The following is a 26077-nucleotide window of genomic DNA, read 5'->3' as shown; positions in this document are numbered from 1 at the left end:
CCCTCCTGTCACAGCTAATCCATTCTATTTTAATAAGTTGTTGCTTAACCTTCACAGCCTAAAAGCGCAAGTATCAGATTATCCATTCGGAGAAATACACTCACTCATACTTTTAGGGAAAAGTGAATAATCACCGCTACAGCAGAATACTCCGTTTTTCTAGGGTACGGCTTCTGCCTTCGCTAGATTAAAACTCTTTATTTTTTGAGAAAGGAATACTCGTATCTCCTGTCCCCCATGCATTCTAGATTTAGTCAGTACAGTGATTTATATACACTACTAACAAAAATTATCACATAGCTAAATAACAATAATGAGCGTAGGCAAAATACATAGTTCCCATGGAAAAACGTATTTTGCCGAAGCAGTGGAAAGCACATATCATGAAAAGAATGGTAGAAAATTGATATCCATCACCTACTTATCAACCTGTATAGTAGTTTCGGTGTTTGCTAGTTCTTCTCCGTTTGTTTGGATTACGTTTTTATACCAATAATAGCTCTTTTTCGGGATTCGTTCTAGTCTCTTTTCGTCTTGTTCGTCCCGATCAATATAGACGAAACCATAACGTTTTTGGTAACCGTTAAGCCAGCTTAGTAAATCGGTGAAGGACCATGCACAATAACCGATTACTTCCACACCGTCTGTGATAGCTTTTTGTATTTCTTTAATGTGAGCGCTTAAATAATTGATACGATAATCGTCCTCTACTTTTTCATCTACCCCTAATTCGTCATATGCACCGAGACCATTTTCCGTAATCATCATTGGTAGATCGTAACGGTTTTGCAACCTTCTTAATGCAATTCTAATACCGATCGGATCAATTTCCCATCCCCAATCAGTTGTTTCCAGATGGGGATTAGATACATTAGTAAACATTCTCGTCTCTGGGCTTTGCGCTTGCTCTTCTTTCGGTTTCATTAAATACGGATCTGTCGCTTGAAAGTCTTTCTCTAAGTCTTGCTCATCTATTTGTAATGGATGTTCAATTTCGTTGGCACGTACCGTACCACCATGATAATAATTCACGCCTAGAAAATCTGGTTTTGCTGATTGAAGTAATTCCATATCACCATCTTTAATTGTTGGTGCTATTCCAAGTCTATTTAATTGTTTCAATGTAACTTTCGGATATTTACCATGGACATAAACATCTAACCACCAATGGTTTTGAAACTCTTCCCCATTTAATTCAGCAAGTATATTATCCGGTGCACAATCAAAACTGTACATTGGACCATACCCGAAACTTGGCCCAATCACACCATTTGGCACTAATTCATGAAAGCTATTTATTGCTTTTGCATTTGCTAGATTAATAATATGATTCGACTCAAACATTCGCTTTACATCCGATATGTTTGGTGGATGTGCTTGCCATCTGTAACCTAATGCAGTGAATACATTTTGCTCATTAAAGCTTACCCAATACTTAACTTTATCTTTAAATCTATCAAAAAGAATACGCGCATAATGATCAAAATCATCAATTGCCTGCCGTGATTCCCAGCCATTATATTTATCTTGCAGGCTTTGCGGAATGTCCCAATGATACAATGTTAACACAGGTTCAATATTATGTTTGATTAATTCATCGATTAAATCCTCGTAAAATTGCAGTCCTTTTTGATTAACAGAACCTATCCCCTCAGGTAATATTCGACTCCAAGCTACAGAAAAACGATAGGATTTCAATCCCATTTCTGCCATTAATGCAATATCTTCTTTGTAACGATGGTAGTGATCTACCGCTACATCTCCATTTGTGCCTTTAAACGTTTTACCAGGAATCTTTGTAAAGTGATCCCAGATAGATGGCCCTTTTCCATCTGCGTTCCAACCACCTTCAATTTGATATGCTGCTGATGCCGCTCCCCATAAGAAATGCTTTGGAAAAGCATCTAATTGATCATGATACATGATGACTCACTCCTTTTTTCAACGGAATAATTAATGAAATTTGTTCATTTTGCTTCATGTTAATTGTTTGCTTATTTTGTTTACTGCCTGCAAAAAGTGGCAAGTATAATTGAATTGATTGCTCCACTCTACTAACTATTTGCAGCTCCAACCTTTCTGCTTCTATATCCCAACTTAATTGCTGAACAGTTAATTGATTGGGCAAATGTACTCCTTTTATTTCTCCACAAGAAATAGTGTCTGGAAGTGCACCTAACAATGTCAGTCTTTGATGACTGAAATCAACTAACATTTCGTGTACAACCTGCGGTAATGCGCCATTACCATCTACATTAAAAACATTTTGTTCATTATAATGAGACATCATTAACGATGAATAAAAGCAATTATTATCTACTAATAAACGAAAAACTTCTTCTACTAATTCCGGCATATGAAATTGTGTAGCACAAAGCGCTGCGTGCATTCTTCCATGTGTAGATGACGTGTCTCCATCTTCATTTAACAACCATGCTTCTAATCGTTTAGCAAATGCTGTTTTCGCCGCTTGCCACATATAAGGTTCTGTTTCATTATTAAATTCCCTACTTTGGAACACAGGGTAAAGATGGGAAAAATGTCGGTGATTATAGTTTTCTCCTTTATCAGGTGTCAACCATTCCTTTAATGCACCATCTTCATTCACTTGATAAGCAGGCATTTTATTGTACATCACTTGGCATTTATCAAGCTTTTCCTCTGGATAACCTAGAATTTGATATGCCTCATACAAGTTAGACAAGACTTCTTTTGCTACTGCTATATCTTGTGTTGCATTATCTGCTGCTCCATTTTCTGCTGAATAAGAAGGTGTAAAACGATAGGTTCCGTCTTGATCTTCGATGAGAAAATCCTCATAGAACAAAACGATTTCCTCTAAAAACGGGATTACTTCGTGTTGCAAAAATAATCGATCACCAGTAAAACGATAATATTGATAATACCAATGCGCCAACCAACCAGCACCACATGTCCATAAATGTAATGGCCATTCCGCGTTCCAATGGAGATGCTTGCCACTGTTACTAGAATGGATCGCTGCCATCACACCTCGAGCGCCATAATACTTCTGTGCGTTTTCGCGGAAATCTGGCATTAATTCTTTTATTAAGCGAAAATACCCTTCCAATCCTTCTAGTAGATTACTAGAAAGTGCAGCGGCAATCGATAACTCGACATTTGTATCAAAGGTAAAATCGCCACTCCATGCTGGCTCAAACGTTCCCGTCCAAATCCCCTGTAAATTCGGTGTAAGCTCTCCAGCACAGCATATATACATATAGCGCCCTGCATCGTACATTTTTTCTAATAAAACAGGTGTCATTTTTCCTTGGCTTTTTGCCTGTTCGACCAAGGTCCAAATCGATTGTCTGCGCTTGTCCTCTGTTGCTAACGTTAGCTCTACTCTGTTAAACATTTCTTGATGGATGTTTACATGCTGATTAAATAGGCTCTTGTAATCTACCGGAGGTTTCTCTGTTTTTCTAATAACGCTACGTTCAGCATCTTCTTTGTATGGCATTATTTCCATACGGATGAGCATAGCTTTTTCACTTTCTATTTGCCACCCAGCTACCTGTTGGAGAGGTTGAATCTGTTTCGCATCCACATCTATCATTACATCATATCCGCCATCACCATAGAGATAATCAAACTGAGTATGCATCACCTTCCCATCTACCATACTTGTTTGTTTCATTTTCGGATAGTTATAGTCTGTTAACTTAATTGTGTAGCTACCTGGACTTAGATAATGAATAATCTGGTTACAATCTCGTGATACGAAGGTTTTTCTTATATATACTTGTTGTTCCACTTTATAAGAGACAACCAGCTCTCCCGTCTCATAATTTATGCTTCGCTTATAATCTGTATAATGGTGGTGTTCTGTTTCAATAGATAAATGGAGTCCTGGGTGTGAGGGGTCACTCATTGTTAAGCCTTGATAACCAAGTTCTGTTGCTTTTTGATAATAAAAGGAGATCGCTTGTTCATATCCTTCCTTTCGAATAATCGACCTCATTTTCTCTAAATATGGAGACATATCTGGCAAATAATCGCTATTTCCTTGTGGTAAATAGAGCCGACAATGGTTACCAATTATCGTATCACGAATCGGATCTCCAAATACCATAACACCATGACAACCATTACCACTTACGAGCGCATCCTCCCACTTTTTAGCAGGTTGATCTGTCCAAACACCTCTTGTTGGTATGGAATGTTGCATATTATTCACTCCTCATATACAGAAGGCCAAGGATAACTCTCCTCGGCCACATCTGATCATTATCTAAATTCCAGCAATCGTTCATTTAAAACTTTCGTTTGTTGATATATATCTTGATATACCTTAAACAATTGCTTATATTTTTCAACATGGTCTGGATTAGGTAGATAGGTTTCATCGTCTTCTAAAAAGGTCTCTGCACATTCTTGAAGAGAACGGAACCAGCCTGTTCCATAAGCCGCCAACATCGCAGCCCCCATACCTGGTCCTTGCTCACTCTTTAGCTTCACAATCTTCGCATTAAATATATCTGCTTGTATTTGTAACCACTCGGCACTTTTAGCACCACCACCGCTCGAATAGATCGTATCGATTTTCTTACCGTTCTCTCTAAAAATAGCGATTGATTCATTCAATGAAAAAGTGATCCCTTCTAATACTGCTCGTGTAAAATCTTTTAACGCATGCGAACTATCCATCCCAATAAAGCTACCCCGAATGTTAGCATCTGCATAGGGTGTCCGCTCACCTACAATATATGGCGTAAAAAGTAAGCCGTTAGCGCCAACAGGAACCTCTCCAACTTCTGCAAGTAAATCTTCAAAACTTTTTTCCGCCGCAAATGTTTCCCTAAACCAGTTCAGGCTATGCCCTGCAGCTAATGTAACACCCATAGAATAATAGGCATCCGCTTCACCATGATTAAAATAATGGACTTTACCTTGATAATCCTTCTCCCCAGTTGTTTCATAGGAAAGCACTACACCAGATGTCCCAATACTTGCGAACGTTTTTCCTTCTGATAGAATACCCGAGCCAATTGCCCCACAAGCATTGTCAGCACCACCAGCAAATACATCCGTACTTTCAGATAATCCTGTTTGTGTCACTATTTCAGAAGTGATGTTTCCAACATGCTCATGAGAATCTACTAATGGTGGACAAATCGAAACATCTATGCCTAGCAGAACACAAATTTCTTTACTCCACTCTTTTTTCGCAATATCTAACAAACTAGTACCTGCTGCATCAGAATAATCCATATGTACTTGGCCTGTTAAACGATAACGCACATAGTCTTTTGGTAAAACAAACGTTTTTACTTTAGCAAATAGTTCTGGTTCATGCTCTTTTACCCATAAAATTTTTGGTAAAGTAAACCCTTCTAATGCACGATTTTTTGTAATATGAATGAATGTTTTTTTGCCCACTTTTTGATAAATATCCGCGCATTGTGGTGTTGTTCGGGTATCATTCCAAAGAATGGCATTCCGTAATACCTCATTCTCCTCGTCCAATAACACTAATCCATGCATTTGACCAGAAAAGCTTATCCCTTCAATTGTAGAAGCATCTCCATCAAATGTCTGAACAAGCTCCTTCAACCCGCTAATTGTTTGCTCCACCCAGTCTTCTGGTCGTTGTTCTGCATATCCTATTCTCTCTTGTATCAAAGGATACTCACGCGTGACTTCCTTCACTACTTTACCAGTTTGATTAACAAGTAGCAGTTTAACTGCGCTTGTGCCAAGATCGACACCAATTACATAACTCACAATGAGCACCTCCACTCTCTTTAAGCATATGCATTTAGCAAATATTGATTAATGGTTGCTTTAATAACTTCTAGGCGACCTGATTTATTTTTAATTTCTTTGAGGTTTAATGCATGCTCTTCAAGCGAATGGAAGTTTGCCTTTCCTTCAACGATATCTTTACCAATACCTTCTTTAAAGCTTGCATAACGGTCATCGATGATCTTATCAAATACTTGATCTTCTATTAGCTTGCTAGCAACTTTGTAACCAACTGCAAAGTGATCCATACCAGCAATATGTGCATGGAAAAGGTCATTTTGTTCAAATGAACCACGGCGTACTTTCGCATCAAAGTTTAGACCACCTGAACCAAGTCCATCATTTTTAATCATTTCATACATTGCAAGTGTTGTAGAGTAGATATCGGCTGGAAACTCATCTGTATCCCAACCTAATAGTGGGTCACCTTGATTAGCATCTACAGAGCCTAACAATCCATTAACACGTGCATAACGAAGTTCATGTTCAAAAGTATGACCAGCAAGTGTTGCGTGATTTGCTTCAATATTTAATTTAAAATGGTCCACTAGCCCGTATTTTAATAAAAAGGCATGTGCAGATTGAGCATCGAAATCATATTGATGTGTTGTTGGTTCTTTTGGTTTCGGCTCGATCAAAAATTGTGCGTTAAAATCAATTTCTTTCGCATAGTCTACTGCCATATGGAAGAAACGACCAAGATTATCTTGCTCCAAGCCAAGATCTGTATTTAATAATGTTTCGTAACCTTCTCGACCACCCCAAAATACATAGTTTTCTCCACCAAGCTCTTTACCAATTTCTAATTGTTTCTTCACTTTTGCTGCTGCGTAGGCAAAAACATCAGCATTATTAGAAGATGCTGCCCCATGCACAAAGCGCGGATTAGTAAAATTGTTTGCTGTATTCCAGAGTAGCTTGACATCACTGTCCTTCATATGGCCTTTGATTAAAGCAACAATCGTATCTAAATTTTGATATGTTTCACGTAATGTTTCTCCCTCTGGAGCAATATCTACATCATGGAAACAGAAATAGTTCACACCTAACTTATCAAAAAATTCAAAAGCTGCTTCTACTCTTGCTTTTGCACGATCCATTCCATCGTATTTATCCCAATTACGGAGTGCTGTACCTGTTCCAAATGGGTCGGATAAATCTTCTGTAAACGTATGCCAGTACGCTACACCAAAGCGCAAAAATTCTTGCATTGATTTGCCATTAATCATTTCTTCAGGGTTATAAAATTTAAATGCTAGCGGATTAGTGGATGTTGGACCTTCATATTTTATTTTGTTAACGTTTTCAAACCATGACATAGTAATAGACCTCCAATTGTTTATTTTGACACAAGTATAGCAATATCAAATAACTTTGTCCAGTCGATAAACTAAGTTCATAGAATTATATGAATGGTTATGATAAAATGATACTTCAATCAGTGGGAGTTTTTGACTCCCACTGATTGTTAGCGAAACTTATCAGGGATTTAGCGTCCGTTTATCCCCACTTAGCTTCTTTGTTTTAACTTTAATCTTGAAGTGGAGATATTACGGACTCATACACCGTGATAAACTATGAATAATTTATCACGGTGCAGAACGGAGGAATTTGCTTGAGCCAAACATGGAATCAACAAGTCGTAAAAAAAGAAAATAAGGCACTTGTACTCACAACCATTAAAGAAAAGGCTCCTATTTCAAGAGCTACTATTGCCCAGTTAACAGGGCTAAATAAAGGAACGGTATCATCACTTGTAAGTGAATTATTAGCAGAAAAGCTAATAACTGAATCTGGAACAGGTAAATCAAGTGGTGGTAGACGTCCTGTCATGCTCCTTTTAAACGAAGTAGCCGGATTTACTATTTCTGTAGAGCTTGGTGTCAATAATATATTAGCAGTATTAACAAATCTTCGTGGTCAAATAGTATCAGAAAAAAATATTCATTTTTCCGAACAAAACCTTGATGATGTATTACCTAAACTATATCAAGTAATTGATCAACTACGAGTCGAAGCTCCTATCTCTCCATACGGGATTGTCGGAATTGGTGTTGGTGTACCAGGCGTTGTATCAACAATTGGTGAAGTATTACTCGCACCGAACTTGGGGTGGAAAAAAGTTCCGCTCAAGCAATTACTAGTTGATCACTATCAGATACCAGTCATCGTAGAAAATGAAGCAAATGCTGGTGCATATGGTGAAAAGGTATACGGAGCCGGTCAAGAAGCTAATGAAGTTGTCTATGCTAGTATTAGTACCGGGATTGGTGTTGGTTTAATTTTAGACGGAAAACTTTACAAAGGATTAAAAGGCTTCTCAGGAGAGCTAGGCCATATGACAATTGAAAAGGATGGATTAGATTGCCAGTGCGGTAACAAGGGATGCTGGGAGCTTTATGCCTCGGAAAATGCCTTATTGAAACAGGCTAAACTAGCAGGATTTGCCGATATAACAACAGAAAAACTAATCGAAGCAGCAGAGCAACAAGACCCTCAAGCTTTATCACTTTTTGACAAGCTTGGTGACTATATTGGAGTTGGTATCACCAATATTCTTCATATTTTCAACCCTGAACAAGTCATTATCGGAAATTCGATACAGCAAGCCGAACGATATATCCTCCCTGCTATTAAACAAAGAATCGAACAACATGCAATTGGTTTTAACAAAGGCGATGTACACATACAAACGTCTCAGTTACATAAGTATTCCACTACAATGGGAATGGCTGCTTTTACGATCGAAGAATTTTTTCAAAAAACTAACATTCACCTAAATTAGATTTTTTACTACGCCCTATGGAGGGATTCTCAAGGAATACGATTTTTTATGGTGTACATGTCCGTAACTATTCCACCTCAAGTATCAAGTGAGCATTAGAGAAGAGCTTCACCACCAATCAGAGGGAGTTTCAAACTCCCTATGATTGTAGTCTTACTTTATGCAAGGTTATCTATTAAACTCTTCTTTATTCTTCTGGACTATAAATGAAATAATCAAAGTCTGCATACGCTTGTTTACCTGATGTATCTTGACAGTGCATACCTACAAAAGCTCCTGTAAAAAAACCTCCACCTTTAATATAATCATCTGAAAGCTTATATGATTCGAAAACAACCGGAATCGTATTCCATGTCTCTCCATCAAATGAATACGCATAATAATAATTAGCTGTTTGCACATCTACACGCAAATATACATATTCTACATCTTTCGGTATTTCGATTTCATTGCCTTGCAACGGTTGCCCGAATTTAAAATGGTCACATGTCATCAGCTCTAGAATACGACCTTTGTCCTCATGCCAACTAATTTGCAAAGATGTCCAATTCTCTGTATTATAATAATTTACTAAACCAGCTGCCTGTTGAAAATCTTCAGGCTGGAATGCTATTTTTGTTTCTGCTTGAAAATTAAAATGTTGCCAGCGCCTTGCAATAAATGATTGTGTAAATAAAGAAGTAAGTGACTCTCTACCATATAATCGTAGGTGACTAGGGTTATCACTCAATGAAACGATATCTTCTCCTAAGGGAATACGTAAACTTTGAAAATGAAAGTTTAATTCTTGTGTATCAAAATCATCTTTTATTGGATAATCAGCCTCCCACTTTACCTCTTCGATAGCTGGACCTTCAATCTCTAAAGAAGGCTGGTTACCACCTACAACATATGGCCAGTCATCCTTCCATTCTATACGCTGAATTGCCGTTTCACGACCTAACGGACAATAACCACGTGGATCTAATAATGGTTGCTCATCTCGAGGTAAAACACGTCCAGTTAAATGAACCAGAAACCATTCATCCGTATGTGTTTGTACAATAGACGCATGGCCGGCTTTTTGTAATGGATTTCTCGGATATGGCCATGACGTAATAAGTGGATTTTCTGGATGGACTTCATATGGCCCATTAACTTCTTTGGCACGAGCAATCGTTGCACAATGATCAAATTTCGTACCGCCCTCCGCTGTTAATAAATAATAGTAGCCATTCCACTTATACAAATGTGGTGCCTCTGTTAATTTTATATCTGTTCCTTTGAAAATAACTCGCGGTTTACCAATAAGCTTCCGATGATTATGATCATATTCTTGTAAAACAATTCCATAGAAATGATGATGTCCAACACGATGATCCCACTTCATATTTACTAAATATTTTTTACCGTTAGATTCATGAAACAATGACGGATCAAAACCTGAACTATTTAAGTATATAGGATCTGACCACTCCCCATTAATCGTGTCACAACATACTAAGTAGTTGTGAGAATCCTTCCAGTTACCACTTACCACTTTTACATCTGTATAAATTAAATAAAATTGCCCATCATGATAAGATAACTGTGGTGCCCAGACACCACCAGAATTCGGGTTTCCTTTCATATTTAATTGACTAAGTCTGTTTAACGGTCTTGACACTAAACGCCAGTTCTTCAAATCTTTGGAATGATAGATACCTACGCCAGGAAACCATTCAAACGTTGATACTGCAATATAATAATCTTCTCCTACTCTACAGATGCTTGGGTCTGGATTAAACCCTGTTAAGATTGGATTTTTAATAATAACCATTATTCCCACCCTTTCTTGTAAACGCTTAATATCCGTTGTCAGTATAGCATAAAAACAAACATAGTATAATGAACAAACTAAGTTTTCGAGTGTTTTTTTGATAATATAAAAAAACTACTCGTGTCAGCTCAATCAAACCAAGCTACTCTCTGTAAACAAAAATAATTGAACGTTCGATCAAGCGGAAATAATAATCCGATTTTAAACATTCACCTCAGCTAGGCCCTTTACATATGCTACATGGGGTGATCGAATGAATACAGAATATCAACAATACTTGGAAGATTTATTTAATTGGGGGAAAAAACTAAAGACTACTATTGAAAAGAGTGATTTGTCTGAGCATGAAAAAGCTCATACGCTTGAACAAGTCGACAGTTGGATGGATCACATCCATCATTTATTAATCGATGCAGACGCAGGTCCAGAACAGTTAATCGATATTAGAGCTAAAGGAGAACAATTTCTCGACCAATTGAGAAAAAGTAGTGTTCCATATGGAAAACATCAACTTCCTGCCTTACCATATGCTTACAACGCATTAGAGCCATATATTAGTGAGCGGATTATGTATCTACATCACACGAAACACCATCAAGCATATGTAGATGGGTTAAACGAAGCGGAAAAAGCTTTGTATACCAACGAAAAAGGAAAAGAACCACTTAAACATTGGCTACGAGAACAAGCTTTTCACGGATCTGGTCATTATTTACACTCTATTTTTTGGGAAAACATGACACCTAATAGTAAGAAAAAACCTTCTGGCCAAATATTAAAACAAATAGAAAAAGACTTTGGATCATGGAACAACTTTAAACAACTATTTACAAGAGTAGCAGAATCAGTTGAAGGTGATGGTTGGGCTGTTTTGCTATGGTCTCCTATTAGCCAAAAGTTAGCTATTCAATCATTTGAGAAGCATCAATTATTCCAAATACCTAACACAATTCCTTTACTTGTATTAGATGTTTGGGAACATGCTTATTATTTGCAACATGAAAATGATAAAGCATCCTATATCGAAAACTGGTGGAATGTCGTCAATTGGGAAAATGTCAATGATCGGTTTAAGCAAGTAATGAAGTAGAAAACAGGGACTTAGGAGTAATTAGCTAAGATGTTGATTTCACTAATTACTCTTATCCCTCTTCGCTTTAATCCTTTTCATACTCCCATAAAATTCGCCATTCATTCTCTTCCTCTACCACTAGGACAGGCTGCTTTATTTCTAAATAGCCGTATTTACTTTGATAGACATACGTAACAACTAGTCGATATATTGGTTGATTATCTAAATAATCTACTTGGATTTGCTCTGATTTTACTTTTGTCGGTTCTGTTAACCAAAAATCAAAAGTATTTACGCCAAAATGATGGAAAAAAACATGTGCACGGTCTTGCATATAATCACTTTTATCAAATCTATTTTTCATCGAAGAGTGAAATAGCTCCCATGAATTAGAAAAATCACCATTACTCTCATATTCATAAAATCTTTCCACTACTTGCTCCACTTTACGTTCAGTTGAAAAAAAGGACGAAATAGCATTAATCAACAAGAAAAGTATAGCAATACTAAGTAATAGGAAGACAAGCAATACAACTTTACGATGCTTACGCAAATAATATCGGCGAATGCTCATTTAAATCACCCATTTAAATTGACTTAATAAATCATATTCAACTTTTTACTATTTAGAAGAAACATTCCTGAAACAAAATTAGTACAATATACCTATTGTAATCGGTTACCTAATTTTATATAATGAAATCGGTTACAATAATGGTTGTGTACATATACTGTTCATACCTCTTGTAGGTGTGGATACATGTACAGTATTTTGATTCAAAATAGATTGTCCCCCTTTGCATCCTATTCACGTAGGGTGCGTTTTTTTTATCTCATCTTGATCATTATAAAGTTAGACTTCAATCAGTGGGAGTTTTTCGACTCCCACTGATCGTTAGCGAAACTTATCAGGAAGTTTGCATCCGTTTATCCCTCACTTAGCTTCTTTGTTTTAACTCGAATCTTGAAGTGGGGTATTACGGACTCATGCACCGTAATAAAAGAGCTAACCTGTAATATAATAGGTTAGCTCCCTAAATCAATGCGCTTCTGCTGTTTTAATAAATTTCTCTGCCTTATTGCGGCTGAATAATTTTTCTTTCATAAACGGAAGAACAAACCTGTCTAAGCCTATTCTTCCCGCATTATATCCTGCAACTAAGATAAATATTGTTAGTAAGATTAGTTGAGCATTCGTACTGATCGTTCCACTGAATATGAAGGCGAAGTTCATTATAATACCCATTAATGCCGCAAAGTTTGTGAATACACCAAGGATAAGCGCTATACCGACTAGTAACTCTCCCCACATTACAAGGTAAGTGAATACATCTGCACCAGGTAACGCGACTGTTTCTAAAAAGGCTGCCCACCAACCTTGGACTGTTGGATTTTCGCCACTAGCTTGTGCGATGGCACCTTCAATAAATCCACGTGCACTAAATTCTCCACCAGTAATTTTTGCCCAACCATGTGTCACCCAATCATAACCCAAATACAATCTAAGCACCGTTAATATTACTGCCGCTACCTTATTATTTCTTAAAAAATTGATAAACATATTCATACACTCCTTTTATTGTTCAGCATTTCACATTAATAGTTATAATTAATACTCATCACTTCAATTGTGAACTACTAATTATTCTTCCGCTTAATAAATTTGTCATAATACATCATATAAGTGCGAAACCTTGATTATTTACTGATAAAATTAAATGTTTAACTACTAGAAGCCTAGCTAAAAACAAAGAAACTAATTATATAACGATGTGTTCTTAGCGATTCTAAGCACTTTTATCCTCCTTTTTAATTGTTCAATAATTCACATTTAATATTATCTTTAATACACTTTTATCATATCATTTCCTCAATTTTTCTCAACTAGATTGTTCAACTTTTCACATTTTATCCAAACTTTTTTGTCAATTTTGTGTCAGTAATGCTTTTGTACCTTCAAGAAGTTTTCTCATGGACATAACTTTCCTTTTTCACTGAGTTTTGTCTTCGAGACCGCTTCTCACGGACATAACTTTCTCTTTTTACTGAGTTTTGTCCGTGAGATAGCTGCTCTTAGTTACCATACACATCTGTTCGAACGGTATTTGTTTTACTATTACTACTGCTGTTTGAGTTAGAATACGACTTATTATTATTGCTTGTATTATTACTAGTACTTCTTCGCTTATAATAATAACTTGTCGTTGCTGCTTCTACTTGTTCTGTACTATCCGTTTGTCCGTCGGTCAACTCAGAATCCTCTACCATCAGCTCGTCCGATTCCAACTCTTCTTCCTCTTCCGATTCGTCATCCAATTCTTCTTCGGTTACAAGCCCTTGAGGTAAGTTAATTTCCATAGTATTTAAAGTTCTTGGTTGATTATAAGAATATGCATATTGTTGAATCGAATTATTATTAAAAACGGTTTTACCGTCAAGGTAACTTTTAACAAACCAACCTGCACCAATTAATACGGTGATACCTAGTGCAATCGTAATATAAAAGGCCATTGAGTCTTGTCTATTTCTCAGGGTTCTTCCCTCCACTCATCACATCGTTGTTAATACTAAATTACCATTGAATGAAGAAAAAGTAAATATATCCACACGAAACGACATCTATTATTTTAAAATAAATAAAGTTAGCATTCGTTTATCCTATACTTAGCTTCCTTGTTACACACTGGTAGTTTTCAAGAACTGTCACACCGTGATAAATAGTAATAGAAGTGCACCTGTAAAAAGGATACACTTCCACTATTAATCTCGCCTATACATACTTGGCAAAACTTTGCTTTACTTCTTGTAAAACATCATCTCCAGCACGGTCCCATAACGATTGATTAATAATTTCTACTTCAATCGGCCCATTGTATCCTGCTTGTTCTACTGCCTTTCTCATTCTATTAATCTCAATAACTCCATCACCCATCATAAAACGACCTTTAAACATATCAGCCATTGGCACTTTCCAATCTGAAACATGAAAGCCTAGTATTCTTCCTTTTGCACGCTCAATTTCTGCATAAAGATTAGGGTCCCACCAGACATGATAGACATCAACAATGACACCTACTTCATTTTGATTATAGTTCTCTGCAATAGTTGATGCTTGGTTCATTGTATTGATCACGGAGCGATCTGCCGCAAACATTGGATGTAGTGGTTCAATCGCTAGTTTCACACCATAGTCTTTCGCAAAAGGGACTAAACTGTCAATTCCTTCGGCAACTTGTGCCCTTGCTGTATCAATATCTTTATCTGCACTAGGGCCACAAACAAGTACTAACGTATCTGTATCTAATTCTGCCGCTTCTTCTACCGCTCTTTTGTTATCATCAAGCCTTTCCGCTCTCTCTTTTGCTGTTGCTGCAGGAAACATACCACCACGACAAATACTAGAGACTTGTAATCCAGCACCTTTAATCAGCCTACTTGCCTGTTTTAAGCCAACCTCTTCAATTTTATGACGCCAAACAGAAATCCTTGGTACATCATGACGAAGACATCCTTCCACCGCTTCTTGAAGGTTCCATTGCTCTGTTGTTATTTGGTTTAAACTAAGACGGCTCATTAATTGGTTATTCGTCATCGCACACCCTCCTGTTTCACACCGGCTAACTCTAAAGTTAAACGCATTCGCTCTGTTGCTAACGCTGGATCTCTTAATAGCCCTGCTTCGTCTGCCATCACAAATAAGTCAGCTAAGTGCACAATCGAACGTGCACTCTCTTTTCCACCAATCATTCGGAAATGGTCCTGATGCCCATTAAGGTATGCCATAAAGACTATTCCTGTTTTATAAGAAAATGTTGGTGTCTGGAAAATATGACGGGATAATGGAACTGTTTTCTCTAATAATTGATCATATTTTGCAAGATCACCTGCATCTAACGCATGCATGGCTGCTGCAGCGGCCGGAGCAATTGCATCAAAAATCCCTAATAAAGCATGACTATACCCTTGTTCATCACCTTTAATCAAATTCGGATAGTTAAAGTCATCACCAGTATACATGTTGACACTTTCAGGTAATTTGCGACGCATTGTTATTTCCTTGTGATCATCCAAAAGGGAAATTTTAATACCATCTACTTTCGCTTCATTGTCTCGAATAATTTGTAAACATACTTCCATCGCTTTATCTACATCTTCATATCCCCAGTATCCTTTTAACGCCGGATCAAACATATCACCTAACCAGTGTAAAATAACTGGCTCAGAAACACCTTGTAAAATCTTATTATACACACGCTGATAATCTTCTGGTCCTTTCGCACAAGCAGCAAGCGCTCTGCTCGCCATTAAAATAACCTTTCCGCCTTCTGCTTCGACAAAAGATACTTGTTCTTCATATGCTTTTTCAACCTGTTCTAAAGTAACAGAGGGAGAGGGAGACAAATGATCTGTTCCAACGCCACTTGCCATATTCCCACCGACAGATTTTGCTTCTTTAATCGAGCGTGAGATTAACTCTTTTGCCCCTTCCCAGCTCAATCCCATCCCTCGTTGCGCCGTATCCATCGCTTCTGCTACGGATAAGCCAAGTGACCACAAATAATGACGATATTCCATTGTTTTATCCCAATCAATTCGCGCATCAAGGGTTGGATCAGCATCTGCTAGCGGATCGGCTACCACATGAGCAGCCGAGAACGCTATTCTTTTTTCAAAAGGTTTATCTGTTGGAATATCAAACGATGTATAAGGACTTGCTTCATACGTATATAACACACGATCGTTATTCGGTAAAATGAGCTTTGACATTTGTCTACCTCCTTACAGTCTTATTTCCGGTACTTCTACCCAACGTCGTTCTTGCCATGATTGTAAACCAAGGTCTGAAAGCTGTGTTCCCTTTGCTCCTTCAAGTAGATCCCAAGGGAATTCCTCACCCGCAAATACATGTTTTAAAAATAATTCCCACTGTACTTTGAATCCATTATCATACACATCATTCGTCGGTACATCTTGCCATTGTGATTGGAAATCAAATGGGTTCTCGATATCTGGGTTCCAAGTTGGCTTCGGTGTATTCACGCGATGTTGTACTTTACAATCACGTAAACCAGCTACCGCACTACCTTCCGTACCATCCACTTGTATCGTTAATAAATCATCACGATTTACTCGAACTGCCCAAGATGAATTTGCTTGAACGATTACACCGTTTTCTAATTCAAATGTTCCATATGCTGCATCATCTGCTGTCGCCTTGTATCTTTCTCCACTTTCATCGATACGCTCTGGAATATGTGTAGCTCCTAAGCATGATACCGCCTTCACATTACCAAACAAGTTATCAATCACATAACGCCAGTGTGCAAACATGTCTACAATAATACCACCACCATCTTCTTTTCGGTAATTCCAAGATGGTCGTTGAGCTTCTTGCCAATCACCTTCAAACACCCAGTAGCCAAATTCCATTCTGACTGATAACATTTGGCCAAAGAATCCGGAATCAATAAGTCGTTTTAACTTTAATAAACCTGGTAAAAATAGTTTATCTTGTACAACACCATTTTTTATGCCTGCTTCTTTTGCTAACTTAGCTAATTCAATTGACCCTTCCAAATTAGTTGCGGTTGGTTTTTCACAATAAATATGTTTCCCAGCTGCGATTGCTTGCTTAATACTATCGGCGCGTCTAACTGTTGTTTGTGAATCAAAATAAATTTCATTATAATCATCTACAAGTGCTGCTTCTAAATCTGTCGAATATCGTTCTATTCCATGAGCTTCTGCTAACGTTTTTAATTTCTTTTCATTTCTTCCAATTAAAATAGGATCGGGCATTAATGTATCTTCATTTTTTAATAAAACGCCGCCTTGTTCCCTAATTGCTTTAATGGAACGAATTAAATGTTGATTCGTTCCCATCCTTCCAGTAACACCATTCATAATAACCCCGATTGTATGCTGAGCCATTTTATTTTCCCCTTTCCATTGCTATGTTGCATATAGTGTAACGCAATAAAAAAAATCCGTCTTATTAATCTAAGAACGGATTTCTTAAAATCGGAAATAAAATGTTACGTTTTACTATCAACTTCGCTCTGTCTCCTCTAACTTGTGGAACTGCTGCTTTGTCCGATATTTATGAGGAGACAGTTCTGTTATATTTTTAAAAGTACGGTAAAATGTCGATATTGATTCAAATCCTACTTCAAAACAAATGGAAGCAATATCCTTATCGGTGTCTGCCAACATTTTTTTCGCTAAACGTACTCGTACTTCTGTTAAGTATTGAATAGGTGTTACATTATATGTATCTTTAAAAATAGTATTCATATATCTAGTACTAATCCCGAGTCTTGAGGCTAAGTCCTCTGCTTGAATCCACTCAAAATAATGTGAATCAATGTATTCCTTCAATCGTTCCGCACGAATTGTATTAGCATCTGTCTGTTCGTTTGTATTACTACCTCGAGCAATTAATAAAAGAAGTTGTGATAAATATGTTCGAAGTGCGATCTGTTGATAAAGACTTTGATGTGCTTGTTCATAAAGCATCGTTCGTAGAAGCTGACGAATTTCACTACTATTGAAAGGATTTAATTCAATAAATTTTGATTCATATAATGTTTCAAATAACGCTTTGTTGGAACTATCAATAATGCGCCGATCAAAAGCAAGTACTAACATGGTTAATTTATTGTCAGAAGAAATAGCATGTGTCGTTAGTGGTGTAATAAATGTGACACGATCTTGTTCAAGCGAATATTCTTTACCATCTAACAAAATCTTCCCCGTACCTTCTAAGGTATAAAGAAGCTGGTATATTTGATGATGATGCTCTTCAATTCGTTCGCCTGGACGATGCTTACTTTCATATAATTGTATCCCAAACGGTTCAATCCGTATCTCCTTATACATGAAACTTCCTCCACTATTCAAATATTTTAGATAATCCTTTAACATTCACTGCGAAAATCAGGAAGTTATGATATATTGCTATTATAAGGTAAAGCCTTTTCAAAAAGCAAAAAGCGAGGGGATTTGTAAATGAGTAATGAAATTTCCATTGTATTAATTGGAATAGGTGGATATGGTAACGTCTATTTAAGAAAGCTTTTCCAAGACAATGATGTAAACGCATACGTTACAGGTGTCGTTGATATTGCACCTGATCGTTCTGATTTTTTCCAAGCAATAAAAGATAAGAAGATCCCGTTCTTTGACACGCTAGAGCAGTTTTATCAAACACACCAAGCAGATCTAGCAATTATCTCTACCCCTATTCACCTACATAAAGCACAAGCATGTCTAGCGATGGAACATGGTAGTCATGTACTTTGTGAAAAACCAGCAACTGCTAACAGAGAGCATCTAAAAGAAATGATCGAAACGAGAAACAGAACAAATAAACAATTAGCGATTGGCTTTAACTGGTCCTTTACGGATTCTGTGCAAGCGTTAAAAAAAGATATTTTATCTGGGACATTCGGTCGACCACTTCGAATGAAAAGTCTTGTGCTTTGGCCGAGAAATGCTGATTACTTCAACCGATCTAGCTGGGCTGGAAAGAAATATAGCCCAGATGGACAAATGATATTCGATAGTGTAGCAAATAATGCAACTGCTCATTTCCTACATCACCTGCTTTATTTATGTGGTGATTCCATCGAAACGAGTACGGAAATAGATCAAATTGCCGCTGAGCTATATAGGGCTAATCCAATTGAAACGTTTGATACGTGCGCCATTCATTTACATACCAAAAACGATGTGGAGATGATTTACCTTGCCTCACATGCAGTAGAAAACGAACATCGTCCGAAATACACATTAGAATTTGAAGAAGCAACGATCACTTATCATCCAGAAGCTAATAATAGTGATATTGTAGCAAAATGGCATGATGGCCGTGAGAAAAGATATGAAGACCCAGAAAAAAATCATCTAGCTAAATTAGGGGTGACAATTCAAGCCATTCATGATCAAAAGCAAAGTATATTGTGTGGACCTGAAGCCGCTAGCGCACATGTTCATGCTATATATGGCATCCATCAATCAGTACCTAATGCACCAACGTTTCCAAAACGCTGGTTACATTATGATGAAGAAAGACAGTTAACAACCGTTCACGGATTAGAGGAAACATTAACAGAATGCTATCAACAATTTTGCTTACCAAATGATTTAGGCGTTGAATGGAGTGAATCCGGGAAAATTATAAAGTGAGACTTCAATCAGTGGGAGTTTTGAACTCCTACTGATTGTTAGAAAAACTTATCAGGGAGCTAGCTTCCTTATTTTAACCCGAGACTTGAAGCGGGGGTTTTACGGACGTTTACAACGTGATAAAACTATAATGCGAGAAAAATGGAAGATTTGTTTTAAGACAACTTCTTAAGCGACAGGTCTTCTGCCTTTCTTTACGTTTTGTCGCCTGAGAAGATCCCTACTTCTGTTATTACATACTCTCTACCTTCCACTTTTCCAAACTAGTCATTATTTCTTCTAATGATTTTCCAATATTTGATTCGACAGCTGCGACATATGCGCCTTCTACAATCGGTACTCCGGCTGCTATTTGTAAATGGGAGATACCTGCTAATTCTATCGCTATTTCGGCATTCATTTTTGCACTACCTAAATCATAGAAAATAATCGCTCCGTTAGCACCAGTAGCTTGATCGATTGCTGTTTGTATTTTTTCAATACTAGTTCCAATCTCATTGTCCTCCGTACCACAAGCAAGAGCAAGTGGCACATCGTCCATTACTTGGTCAATAAGTGCTTTGACACCCTCTCCAATTTGGTAGCTGTGAGAAATGATAATAATTCCTACCTTTTCAGCCATTGTTATTCCTCCCAATCAATCACTTCTACCAGCGCTTCAAATATATAAAATGATGACATAGAACCTGGATCAACATGTCCCTTTGACCGTTCCTTCAAGTATGATGCACGACCTTTTGTTGCGACTAATTCACGAGTATCTTCGATCGTTGCTTGACAAACCTCCAGTAATCCTTGCCATTCTGCCACTTCTTCTAATTCTAGAAAATCGGCTACCTGCTTCCAAACATCATATAACGTTTTCTCACCAAATTCCGCTTTTCCTCTAGTATGAATTCCGTCAACAGCATCTTTCATTGCTTGGCAAAACACCTCTTCATTTACTTCTTTCCCTTGCATCGCCATCGACATTTTCAGAAAAGCTGTACCATATAAAGGGCCTGATGCACCACCAACCTTTGCCATTAACGTCATTGCAGCACTTTTTAACACATCAGAAACAGAGTCATACGTAACATGATTAATCTTAGCCACTACTTCATGAAAACCACGTGCCATATTAATCCCATGATCCCCATCACCAATCGCTTGATCAAACTCCGTTAACTGATCTTTATGTTCCAACATTCTTTTTTCGATTTCTTCCATCCATCTTTTTGTATGTTCAATTGTCAGTACTATCATCCAATTCTCCTTTTATACATGAAATGCTACCGTCTTCACATCTTCAACTAATAGCTCCATCAATCCCTCATTTAATGATAAAATGGTGATTGAAAAACCTGCCATATCTAATGATGTCATATACTCACCAACCCACGTTCGATACACGTTCATTCCTTTATCACGTAAAACTTCAGCCACTTTTTTATTCACAATGTGTAATTCCATTTCTGGCGTAGAACCTAAACCGTTTACCATTACAGCGACATCGCTACTCTCCTCATCAATCTCAGCTAGAATCTTATTTAATAGAATTGTTGTAATCTCATCAGCCGATACCAAAGCTACACGTTCGATACCAGGCTCACCATGAATCCCTATGCCAATCTCCATTTCATTCTCTGCTAATGTAAAGCTCGGCTTACCTGCAGCGGGAAGTGTACAGGAGGATAGAGCCACCCCCATAGAGCGGACACTTGCAATTGTCTGGTTTGCTACTGCTTTGACTTCCTCTAATGTAGCACCTGCTTCTGCTTTAGCACCAGCTACTTTATGGACAAAAACGGTACCCGCAATTCCTCTTCTTCCGATAGTAAAGGTACTATCTTCCACTGCTACATCATCGTTCACTACAACACTTGCTACCTGAATCCCTTCCATTTCAGCCATTTCTTGTGCCATTTCAAAATTCATAACATCCCCAGTGTAGTTTTTGATCACTAATAACACACCTGCACCACCATCAACAGCCTTTATTGCCTCTAAAATTTGATCAGGTGTGGGTGATGTAAATACTTCGCCTGCAACAGCTGCGTCTAGCATACCTCTCCCTACAAAACCTGCATGTGCAGGCTCATGACCACTTCCGCCACCACTTACAATGCCCACTTTTCCTTTAATAGGCGCATCCTTTCTTATAATAACAGTAGTGTCCGGAAGCCTTTTTAATTCATCAGGATGCGCAGACACTAAACCATCTAACATTTGATCAACTACATGCTCAGCATTATTTATCACTTTCTTCATACAGCGATCACCTCTATTTTGTTTAATTGTATTTTACCTTTCAATAGATAATATTTCCACTTCCAAATACTTGTATATAGCAATGGACTCAGCAACATTCGAGCCGAGTCCATTATTTATTACAGATTTACTTTGTCGGGTGTACTGCTTCATATAATAATTGGTCAAGTTCTTTAGTATATGCTTCTTTCACTTGGTCAGTCCAACCGAAAATTTGTTGCATTTCGTTAATAACCGCTTCTTTCTCTTGTTTCACCCAATTAATATCGAAGAACAATGCCCCTGTTCGACGGATGAAAAAGTCGACCGGTTTACAAGTTGCTTCATGTTCAATACCATACTGAAGCATTGCAGATGTAACAGGAGATAAAGTACTTTCTTGTTCTTTTGTTTCTTTATAATATTCATAAACAAACGGAACATTAGAACCATAACGTTGCACAAGTAATGCTGCCACTTCTTCTGTTAATCCTAATTCTACACCTTTTGCAATTTGTTCTTTCTTATATTCTTTAAATCCTTTGGAACCACCTACGTCACCACCTGAGATTGGTAGGTGCTTCGTATCACTTGGATAAAAGACTTTTTGTTCTGCTTTCACCATTTTATCACGAATAACATTTACCACATCTTCTGCCATTTTTCGATAACCAGTTAATTTCCCACCAGCAATCGAAATAAGCCCTGAATCAGATTCAAAGATTTCATCTTTACGAGAAATTTCAGATGGGTCTTTGCCTTCTTCATGAATTAATGGACGCAACCCTGCCCAGCTTGATTCCACATCATCTGCTGTAATCCCTAGATTAGGGAACATAAAATGAATGGCTTCAATAACATAATCACGGTCTGCTTCCGTCATCGTTGGATGTGCGATATCCCCTTGATAAACGGTATCTGTCGTTCCTACATATGCTTTACCTTCACGTGGAACAGCAAAGACCATCCGTCCATCAGGTGTATCAAAGTATATCGCCTGTTTTAACGGGAAAGTCGATTGGTCAAATACAAGATGAATCCCTTTCGTTAATTGTAATGTTTTCCCTTTTTTCGAATGATCTTTTTCACGGATGGTATCAACCCATGGACCAGCTGCGTTTACAATATATTTTGCTTTTATTTCATGCACTTCATCTGTCAACTGATCGATTACTTCAACACCGGTAACACGTCCATTATCATAAAGCAGATTCGAAACTTTTGCATAGTTCAAGGAAAGTGCACCTTTTTCTACTGCTTTTTTCATTACTTCCATTGTTAATCTTGCATCATCTGTACGATATTCTACGTAATAACCAGCGCCTTTTAAACCATCATCTTTTAATAATGGTTCACGTCTCACCGCTTCTTGTCTATTAAACATTTTTCTTCGCTCCGATTTTTTAACCCCTGCAAGAAAATCATAGACGCGCAAACCAACATTTGTTGTAAAAGGACCAAATGTACCTTTTTGGTAAAACGGTAGCATCATCCATTCAGGTGTTGTTACATGTGGACCATTCTCATAAACGATTTCTCGTTCTTTTCCGACTTCTGCTACCATCTTCACTTCAAACTGCTTCAAATATCGCAAACCACCATGAACAAGCTTTGTCGATCTACTTGATGTACCTGCAGCGAAATCCTGCATCTCTACTACTGCCACTTTTAAACCTCTTAGTGCGGCATCAAGCGCTATTCCAGCACCCGTGATACCACCACCAATTACAAGCATATCTAATTCATTTTGTTTCATCTCTTGGTATGTTTGTGCACGTTGTTTACTTGAAAATGTCATAGATCTGTCCCCCAGTAATGTGTTTATTTATTTAAATACTCTTGTTGCTTCTACTGCTTTCTTCCAGCCACCATATAGTTCTGTTCGTTCATGTTCATCCATCTTACTCTCAAAACGTTTATTTACTTTCCAGCGTTTCGTTATCTCTTCTTTACTGTCCCAGAATCCAACAGCGAGTCCTGCTAAATATGCTGCTCCTGATGCTGTTGTTTCAATTACTTCAGGTCTTTCTACCGGAACATCTACTAAATCACTCTGGAATTGCATTAAGAAATCATTTGCTACTGCTCCACCATCTACTCTTAATGATTTCACATCGATACCAGAATCTTCAATCATTGCACCTAACACATCTGTTGTTTGATAGGCAATTGATTCTAATGTTGCTCTAATAAAATGTTCTTTCGTTGTACCACGTGTAAGTCCAAATACTGCCCCACGTGCATCACTGTCCCAATACGGTGTCCCAAGCCCAACAAAGGCAGGAACTAAATAAACACCATCAGCAGACTCTACTCGCTGTGCATATTCTTCAGATTTACTAGCCTTTTGGAACATTCTTAAACCATCACGCAACCATTGAATCGCTGAACCAGCAACAAAAATACTACCTTCAAGCGCATATTCAACTTTGCCATTTACTCCACAAGCTAATGTTGTCAATAAGCCATGGTCTGACTTAACAGGTGCTTCACCCGTATGCATGAGCATAAAGCATCCCGTACCATATGTGTTTTTCACCATACCTTTTTCGAAGCATGCCTGACCGAACAACGCGGATTGTTGGTCTCCTGCCGCTCCTGCAATTGGTACATTTTGGCCGAAGAAATGATAATCAACCGTCTCCCCGTATACCTCTGATGAAGATTTCACTTCTGGTAACATACTAGCTGGTACACCTAAAATATCTAGTAATTCTTCATCCCATTTTAGATCATAAATGTTATACATCAGTGTTCGTGATGCATTGGAATAATCTGTCACGTGAACGTTACCACCTGTTAACTTGTAAATGAGCCACGAATCAATCGTACCGAACAATAATTCATCTTGATCCGCCTTTTCACGTGCACCTTCCACATTATCCAAAATCCATTTTACTTTTGTACCTGAGAAATAAGCATCTATTAATAACCCTGTTTTATTGCGAAATGTATCTTTATAGCCTGCTTCCCTAAGTTCTCGGCAAATATCTTCTGTCTGTCTTGACTGCCAAACAATCGCTTTGTAGATTGGTTTTCCTGTTTCTTTGTCCCAAACCACTGCTGTTTCACGTTGATTCGTTATACCGATACCTGCAATTTGAGCTGGTGAGATATCAGACTTTCTTAGCACTTCTGCAATACAAGCTAAGACAGAAGTCCATATTTCATTAGCATCATGCTCCACCCAACCAGGCTGCGGGAAAAATTGTTCAAATTCTCGTTGTGCGACCTCCACAATTTCGCCTTCTTGATTAAAAATAATTGCCCTTGAGCTTGTAGTCCCTTGATCTATTGATAAAATATACTTTTTCATGATACTTCCTCCCCCAATTTATTTCATTAAACCGCTTCTGTTTGCGATGTGCTATTCGATGGTTGCTGTTGTTTTTTTAATTCGCCAACTAAGGCAATTACTAATATTATACCTACTACAGCTGACATAATCCAAAACAATCCTGTCATCTCACCTATGAAAAACGCGTGATAGAAAACGGCTCCATAAATGCCTCCAATAACTGGACCTAATACTGGTACCCATGCGTAAGCCCAATTGGAATCCCCTTTTCCAATGATAGGTAGAAACGCGTGAGCAATACGCGGCCCTAAATCTCTTGCCGGGTTAATCGCATAACCCGTTGTTCCACCTAGCGACATACCAATCGCTACTATTAAAAGTCCAACTATAGCTGGATTTAAACCTTCTGTAAATTCATTAGCACCGATAAATAAAAGCCCTAAAACTAATACAAACGTACCGATCATTTCGCTTACAAGGTTAGCTGGTGTACTCTTAATCGCTGGATCTGTTGCAAACACGCCCAACTTAGCTGCTTTATCTTCTGTTTGACGCCAATGAGGTAAATATTGAAAAAAGACAATTACTGCTCCAATAATAGCTCCAATGATTTGAGCTGCAATATAAACAGGTACTTTCTCCCAAGGGAATTCACCAATAGCTGCAAATCCTAATGTTACTGCTGGGTTAAGGTGTGCGTCAGAAAACTGACCAACCGCAAAAACCCCCATCGTTACAGCAAGCCCCCAACCGATCGTAACAACAATCCAACCGGCTCCTTCTGCTTTTGTTTTTTTCAATACTACACCACCGACAACACCACCACCTAAGATAACCAGTATCATTGTTCCGATTAACTCAGCTACAAATTCTGACATCTTTCTCACCCCTTATGCACGTATTATGTTCTGTTTTTCAACAAGAGATGCACGCGTGCTG

At 37.8% G+C, this 26077-nt stretch carries 21 protein-coding genes; 3 read left to right on the top strand and 18 right to left on the bottom strand.

Annotated elements, in window-relative coordinates; translation table 11 throughout:
• Positions 1–417: 417 nt before the first annotated feature.
• Genes SH601_RS01030 through xylA form a run of 4 tightly spaced genes read right to left on the bottom strand, consistent with a single transcriptional unit; the run spans position 418 to position 7088 of the window.
• Positions 418–1923, bottom strand: a complete 1506-nt coding sequence (locus tag SH601_RS01030) for a glycoside hydrolase family 1 protein (protein ID WP_319956360.1) — start codon at positions 1921–1923, stop codon at positions 418–420.
• A complete protein-coding gene (locus tag SH601_RS01025; protein WP_319956359.1) occupies positions 1913–4192 on the bottom strand; it encodes a glycosyl hydrolase family 95 catalytic domain-containing protein in 2280 nt (759 codons plus the stop codon). Before SH601_RS01025 ends, SH601_RS01030 begins: the two co-directional genes overlap by 11 nt.
• Positions 4193–4251: 59 nt before the next feature.
• Positions 4252–5748 carry a xylulokinase gene (xylB, locus tag SH601_RS01020; RefSeq protein ID WP_319956358.1) on the bottom strand — a complete coding sequence of 499 codons (1497 nt, stop codon included), beginning with the start codon at positions 5746–5748 and terminating at the stop codon, positions 4252–4254.
• 20 nt (positions 5749–5768) lie between these two features.
• The gene (xylA, locus tag SH601_RS01015; RefSeq protein WP_319956357.1) at positions 5769–7088 is read right to left on the bottom strand and encodes a xylose isomerase; all 1320 of its coding nucleotides are present in this window, start codon (positions 7086–7088) and stop codon (positions 5769–5771) included.
• 296 nt (positions 7089–7384) lie between these two features.
• Here xylA and SH601_RS01010 point away from each other — a divergent pair, with 296 nt between their 5' ends.
• On the top strand, positions 7385–8554 hold the full coding sequence (locus SH601_RS01010; RefSeq protein WP_319956356.1) for an ROK family transcriptional regulator: 1170 nt from the start codon (positions 7385–7387) through the stop codon (positions 8552–8554).
• 187 nt (positions 8555–8741) lie between these two features.
• Here SH601_RS01010 and SH601_RS01005 read toward each other — a convergent pair whose 3' ends face one another.
• Positions 8742–10352, bottom strand: a complete 1611-nt coding sequence (locus SH601_RS01005) for a glycoside hydrolase family 43 protein (protein ID WP_319956355.1) — start codon at positions 10350–10352, stop codon at positions 8742–8744.
• A gap of 253 nt (positions 10353–10605) precedes the next feature.
• Between SH601_RS01005 and SH601_RS01000 the strand changes: the two genes are divergently transcribed.
• Positions 10606–11442: a superoxide dismutase gene (locus tag SH601_RS01000; RefSeq protein WP_319956354.1), complete on the top strand. Its 837-nt coding sequence runs from the start codon at positions 10606–10608 to the stop codon at positions 11440–11442.
• Positions 11443–11509: 67 nt separating this feature from the next.
• Here the strand turns inward: SH601_RS01000 and SH601_RS00995 are convergent, their stop codons facing one another.
• The 7 genes from SH601_RS00995 to SH601_RS00965 all read right to left on the bottom strand — a co-directional run bounded on the left by SH601_RS00995 (position 11510) and on the right by SH601_RS00965 (position 18303).
• A complete protein-coding gene (locus tag SH601_RS00995) occupies positions 11510–11998 on the bottom strand; it encodes a hypothetical protein (protein WP_319956353.1) in 489 nt (162 codons plus the stop codon).
• A gap of 465 nt (positions 11999–12463) precedes the next feature.
• Entirely contained in the window at positions 12464–12985 is a 522-nt protein-coding gene (locus SH601_RS00990; protein ID WP_319956351.1) for a DoxX family protein, read from the bottom strand.
• Between the two features lie 512 nt (positions 12986–13497).
• Entirely contained in the window at positions 13498–13971 is a 474-nt protein-coding gene (locus tag SH601_RS00985; RefSeq protein WP_319956350.1) for a hypothetical protein, read from the bottom strand.
• 223 nt (positions 13972–14194) lie between these two features.
• Positions 14195–15016 carry a sugar phosphate isomerase/epimerase family protein gene (locus SH601_RS00980; RefSeq protein WP_319956349.1) on the bottom strand — a complete coding sequence of 274 codons (822 nt, stop codon included), beginning with the start codon at positions 15014–15016 and terminating at the stop codon, positions 14195–14197.
• Positions 15013–16191, bottom strand: coding sequence for a dihydrodipicolinate synthase family protein (locus tag SH601_RS00975; protein ID WP_319956348.1), 1179 nt, complete (start codon positions 16189–16191; stop codon positions 15013–15015). Before SH601_RS00975 ends, SH601_RS00980 begins: the two co-directional genes overlap by 4 nt.
• Before the next feature lie 12 nt (positions 16192–16203).
• Entirely contained in the window at positions 16204–17355 is a 1152-nt protein-coding gene (locus SH601_RS00970; protein ID WP_319956347.1) for a Gfo/Idh/MocA family protein, read from the bottom strand.
• A gap of 117 nt (positions 17356–17472) precedes the next feature.
• Positions 17473–18303 (bottom strand): AraC family transcriptional regulator, encoded by an 831-nt coding sequence (locus SH601_RS00965; protein ID WP_319956346.1) that lies wholly within the window; start codon positions 18301–18303, stop codon positions 17473–17475.
• A 129-nt stretch (positions 18304–18432) separates the two neighbouring features.
• Between SH601_RS00965 and SH601_RS00960 the strand changes: the two genes are divergently transcribed.
• Positions 18433–19611 carry a Gfo/Idh/MocA family protein gene (locus tag SH601_RS00960; RefSeq protein ID WP_319956345.1) on the top strand — a complete coding sequence of 393 codons (1179 nt, stop codon included), beginning with the start codon at positions 18433–18435 and terminating at the stop codon, positions 19609–19611.
• Between the two features lie 232 nt (positions 19612–19843).
• On the opposite strand, the gene dhaM is transcribed toward SH601_RS00960, so the two are convergent.
• The 6 genes from dhaM to SH601_RS00930 form a co-directional block, all read right to left on the bottom strand.
• The gene (gene dhaM / locus SH601_RS00955; RefSeq protein ID WP_319956344.1) at positions 19844–20233 is read right to left on the bottom strand and encodes a dihydroxyacetone kinase phosphoryl donor subunit DhaM; all 390 of its coding nucleotides are present in this window, start codon (positions 20231–20233) and stop codon (positions 19844–19846) included.
• Positions 20234–20235: 2 nt separating this feature from the next.
• Positions 20236–20856, bottom strand: coding sequence for a dihydroxyacetone kinase subunit DhaL (dhaL, locus tag SH601_RS00950; protein WP_319956343.1), 621 nt, complete (start codon positions 20854–20856; stop codon positions 20236–20238).
• Positions 20857–20868: 12 nt separating this feature from the next.
• Entirely contained in the window at positions 20869–21861 is a 993-nt protein-coding gene (dhaK, locus tag SH601_RS00945; RefSeq protein WP_319956342.1) for a dihydroxyacetone kinase subunit DhaK, read from the bottom strand.
• 127 nt (positions 21862–21988) lie between these two features.
• Entirely contained in the window at positions 21989–23638 is a 1650-nt protein-coding gene (locus SH601_RS00940) for a glycerol-3-phosphate dehydrogenase/oxidase (protein WP_319956341.1), read from the bottom strand.
• A gap of 27 nt (positions 23639–23665) precedes the next feature.
• A complete protein-coding gene (glpK, locus tag SH601_RS00935) occupies positions 23666–25156 on the bottom strand; it encodes a glycerol kinase GlpK (RefSeq protein WP_319956340.1) in 1491 nt (496 codons plus the stop codon).
• A gap of 26 nt (positions 25157–25182) precedes the next feature.
• The gene (locus SH601_RS00930; RefSeq protein WP_319956339.1) at positions 25183–26016 is read right to left on the bottom strand and encodes an MIP/aquaporin family protein; all 834 of its coding nucleotides are present in this window, start codon (positions 26014–26016) and stop codon (positions 25183–25185) included.
• Positions 26017–26077 lie beyond the last annotated feature (61 nt).

The organism is Gracilibacillus pellucidus (assembly GCF_033949965.1).
In the GTDB taxonomy this organism is placed as follows: Bacteria; Bacillota; Bacilli; order Bacillales; family Amphibacillaceae; genus Gracilibacillus; species Gracilibacillus pellucidus.
The sequence above is the reverse complement of the archived record's forward strand: the minus strand, read 5'-3'. Positions and strand labels throughout refer to the sequence as shown.

What these genes read in the sequence shown, in the direction of transcription:
- SH601_RS01030 (WP_319956360.1), bottom strand. Translation starts at nt 1,923, where the DNA reads ATGTATCATGATCAATTAGATGCTTTTCCAAAGCATTTCTTATGGGGA.
- SH601_RS01025 (WP_319956359.1), bottom strand. Translation starts at nt 4,192, where the DNA reads ATGCAACATTCCATACCAACAAGAGGTGTTTGGACAGATCAACCTGCT.
- xylA (WP_319956357.1), bottom strand. Translation starts at nt 7,088, where the DNA reads ATGTCATGGTTTGAAAACGTTAACAAAATAAAATATGAAGGTCCAACA.
- SH601_RS01005 (WP_319956355.1), bottom strand. Translation starts at nt 10,352, where the DNA reads ATGGTTATTATTAAAAATCCAATCTTAACAGGGTTTAATCCAGACCCA.
- SH601_RS01000 (WP_319956354.1), top strand. Translation starts at nt 10,606, where the DNA reads ATGAATACAGAATATCAACAATACTTGGAAGATTTATTTAATTGGGGG.
- SH601_RS00995 (WP_319956353.1), bottom strand. Translation starts at nt 11,998, where the DNA reads ATGAGCATTCGCCGATATTATTTGCGTAAGCATCGTAAAGTTGTATTG.
- SH601_RS00990 (WP_319956351.1), bottom strand. Translation starts at nt 12,985, where the DNA reads ATGTTTATCAATTTTTTAAGAAATAATAAGGTAGCGGCAGTAATATTA.
- SH601_RS00980 (WP_319956349.1), bottom strand. Translation starts at nt 15,016, where the DNA reads ATGACGAATAACCAATTAATGAGCCGTCTTAGTTTAAACCAAATAACA.
- SH601_RS00975 (WP_319956348.1), bottom strand. Translation starts at nt 16,191, where the DNA reads ATGTCAAAGCTCATTTTACCGAATAACGATCGTGTGTTATATACGTAT.
- SH601_RS00970 (WP_319956347.1), bottom strand. Translation starts at nt 17,355, where the DNA reads ATGGCTCAGCATACAATCGGGGTTATTATGAATGGTGTTACTGGAAGG.
- SH601_RS00965 (WP_319956346.1), bottom strand. Translation starts at nt 18,303, where the DNA reads ATGTATAAGGAGATACGGATTGAACCGTTTGGGATACAATTATATGAA.
- SH601_RS00960 (WP_319956345.1), top strand. Translation starts at nt 18,433, where the DNA reads ATGAGTAATGAAATTTCCATTGTATTAATTGGAATAGGTGGATATGGT.
- dhaM (WP_319956344.1), bottom strand. Translation starts at nt 20,233, where the DNA reads ATGGCTGAAAAGGTAGGAATTATTATCATTTCTCACAGCTACCAAATT.
- dhaL (WP_319956343.1), bottom strand. Translation starts at nt 20,856, where the DNA reads ATGATAGTACTGACAATTGAACATACAAAAAGATGGATGGAAGAAATC.
- dhaK (WP_319956342.1), bottom strand. Translation starts at nt 21,861, where the DNA reads ATGAAGAAAGTGATAAATAATGCTGAGCATGTAGTTGATCAAATGTTA.
- SH601_RS00940 (WP_319956341.1), bottom strand. Translation starts at nt 23,638, where the DNA reads ATGACATTTTCAAGTAAACAACGTGCACAAACATACCAAGAGATGAAA.
- glpK (WP_319956340.1), bottom strand. Translation starts at nt 25,156, where the DNA reads ATGAAAAAGTATATTTTATCAATAGATCAAGGGACTACAAGCTCAAGG.
- SH601_RS00930 (WP_319956339.1), bottom strand. Translation starts at nt 26,016, where the DNA reads ATGTCAGAATTTGTAGCTGAGTTAATCGGAACAATGATACTGGTTATC.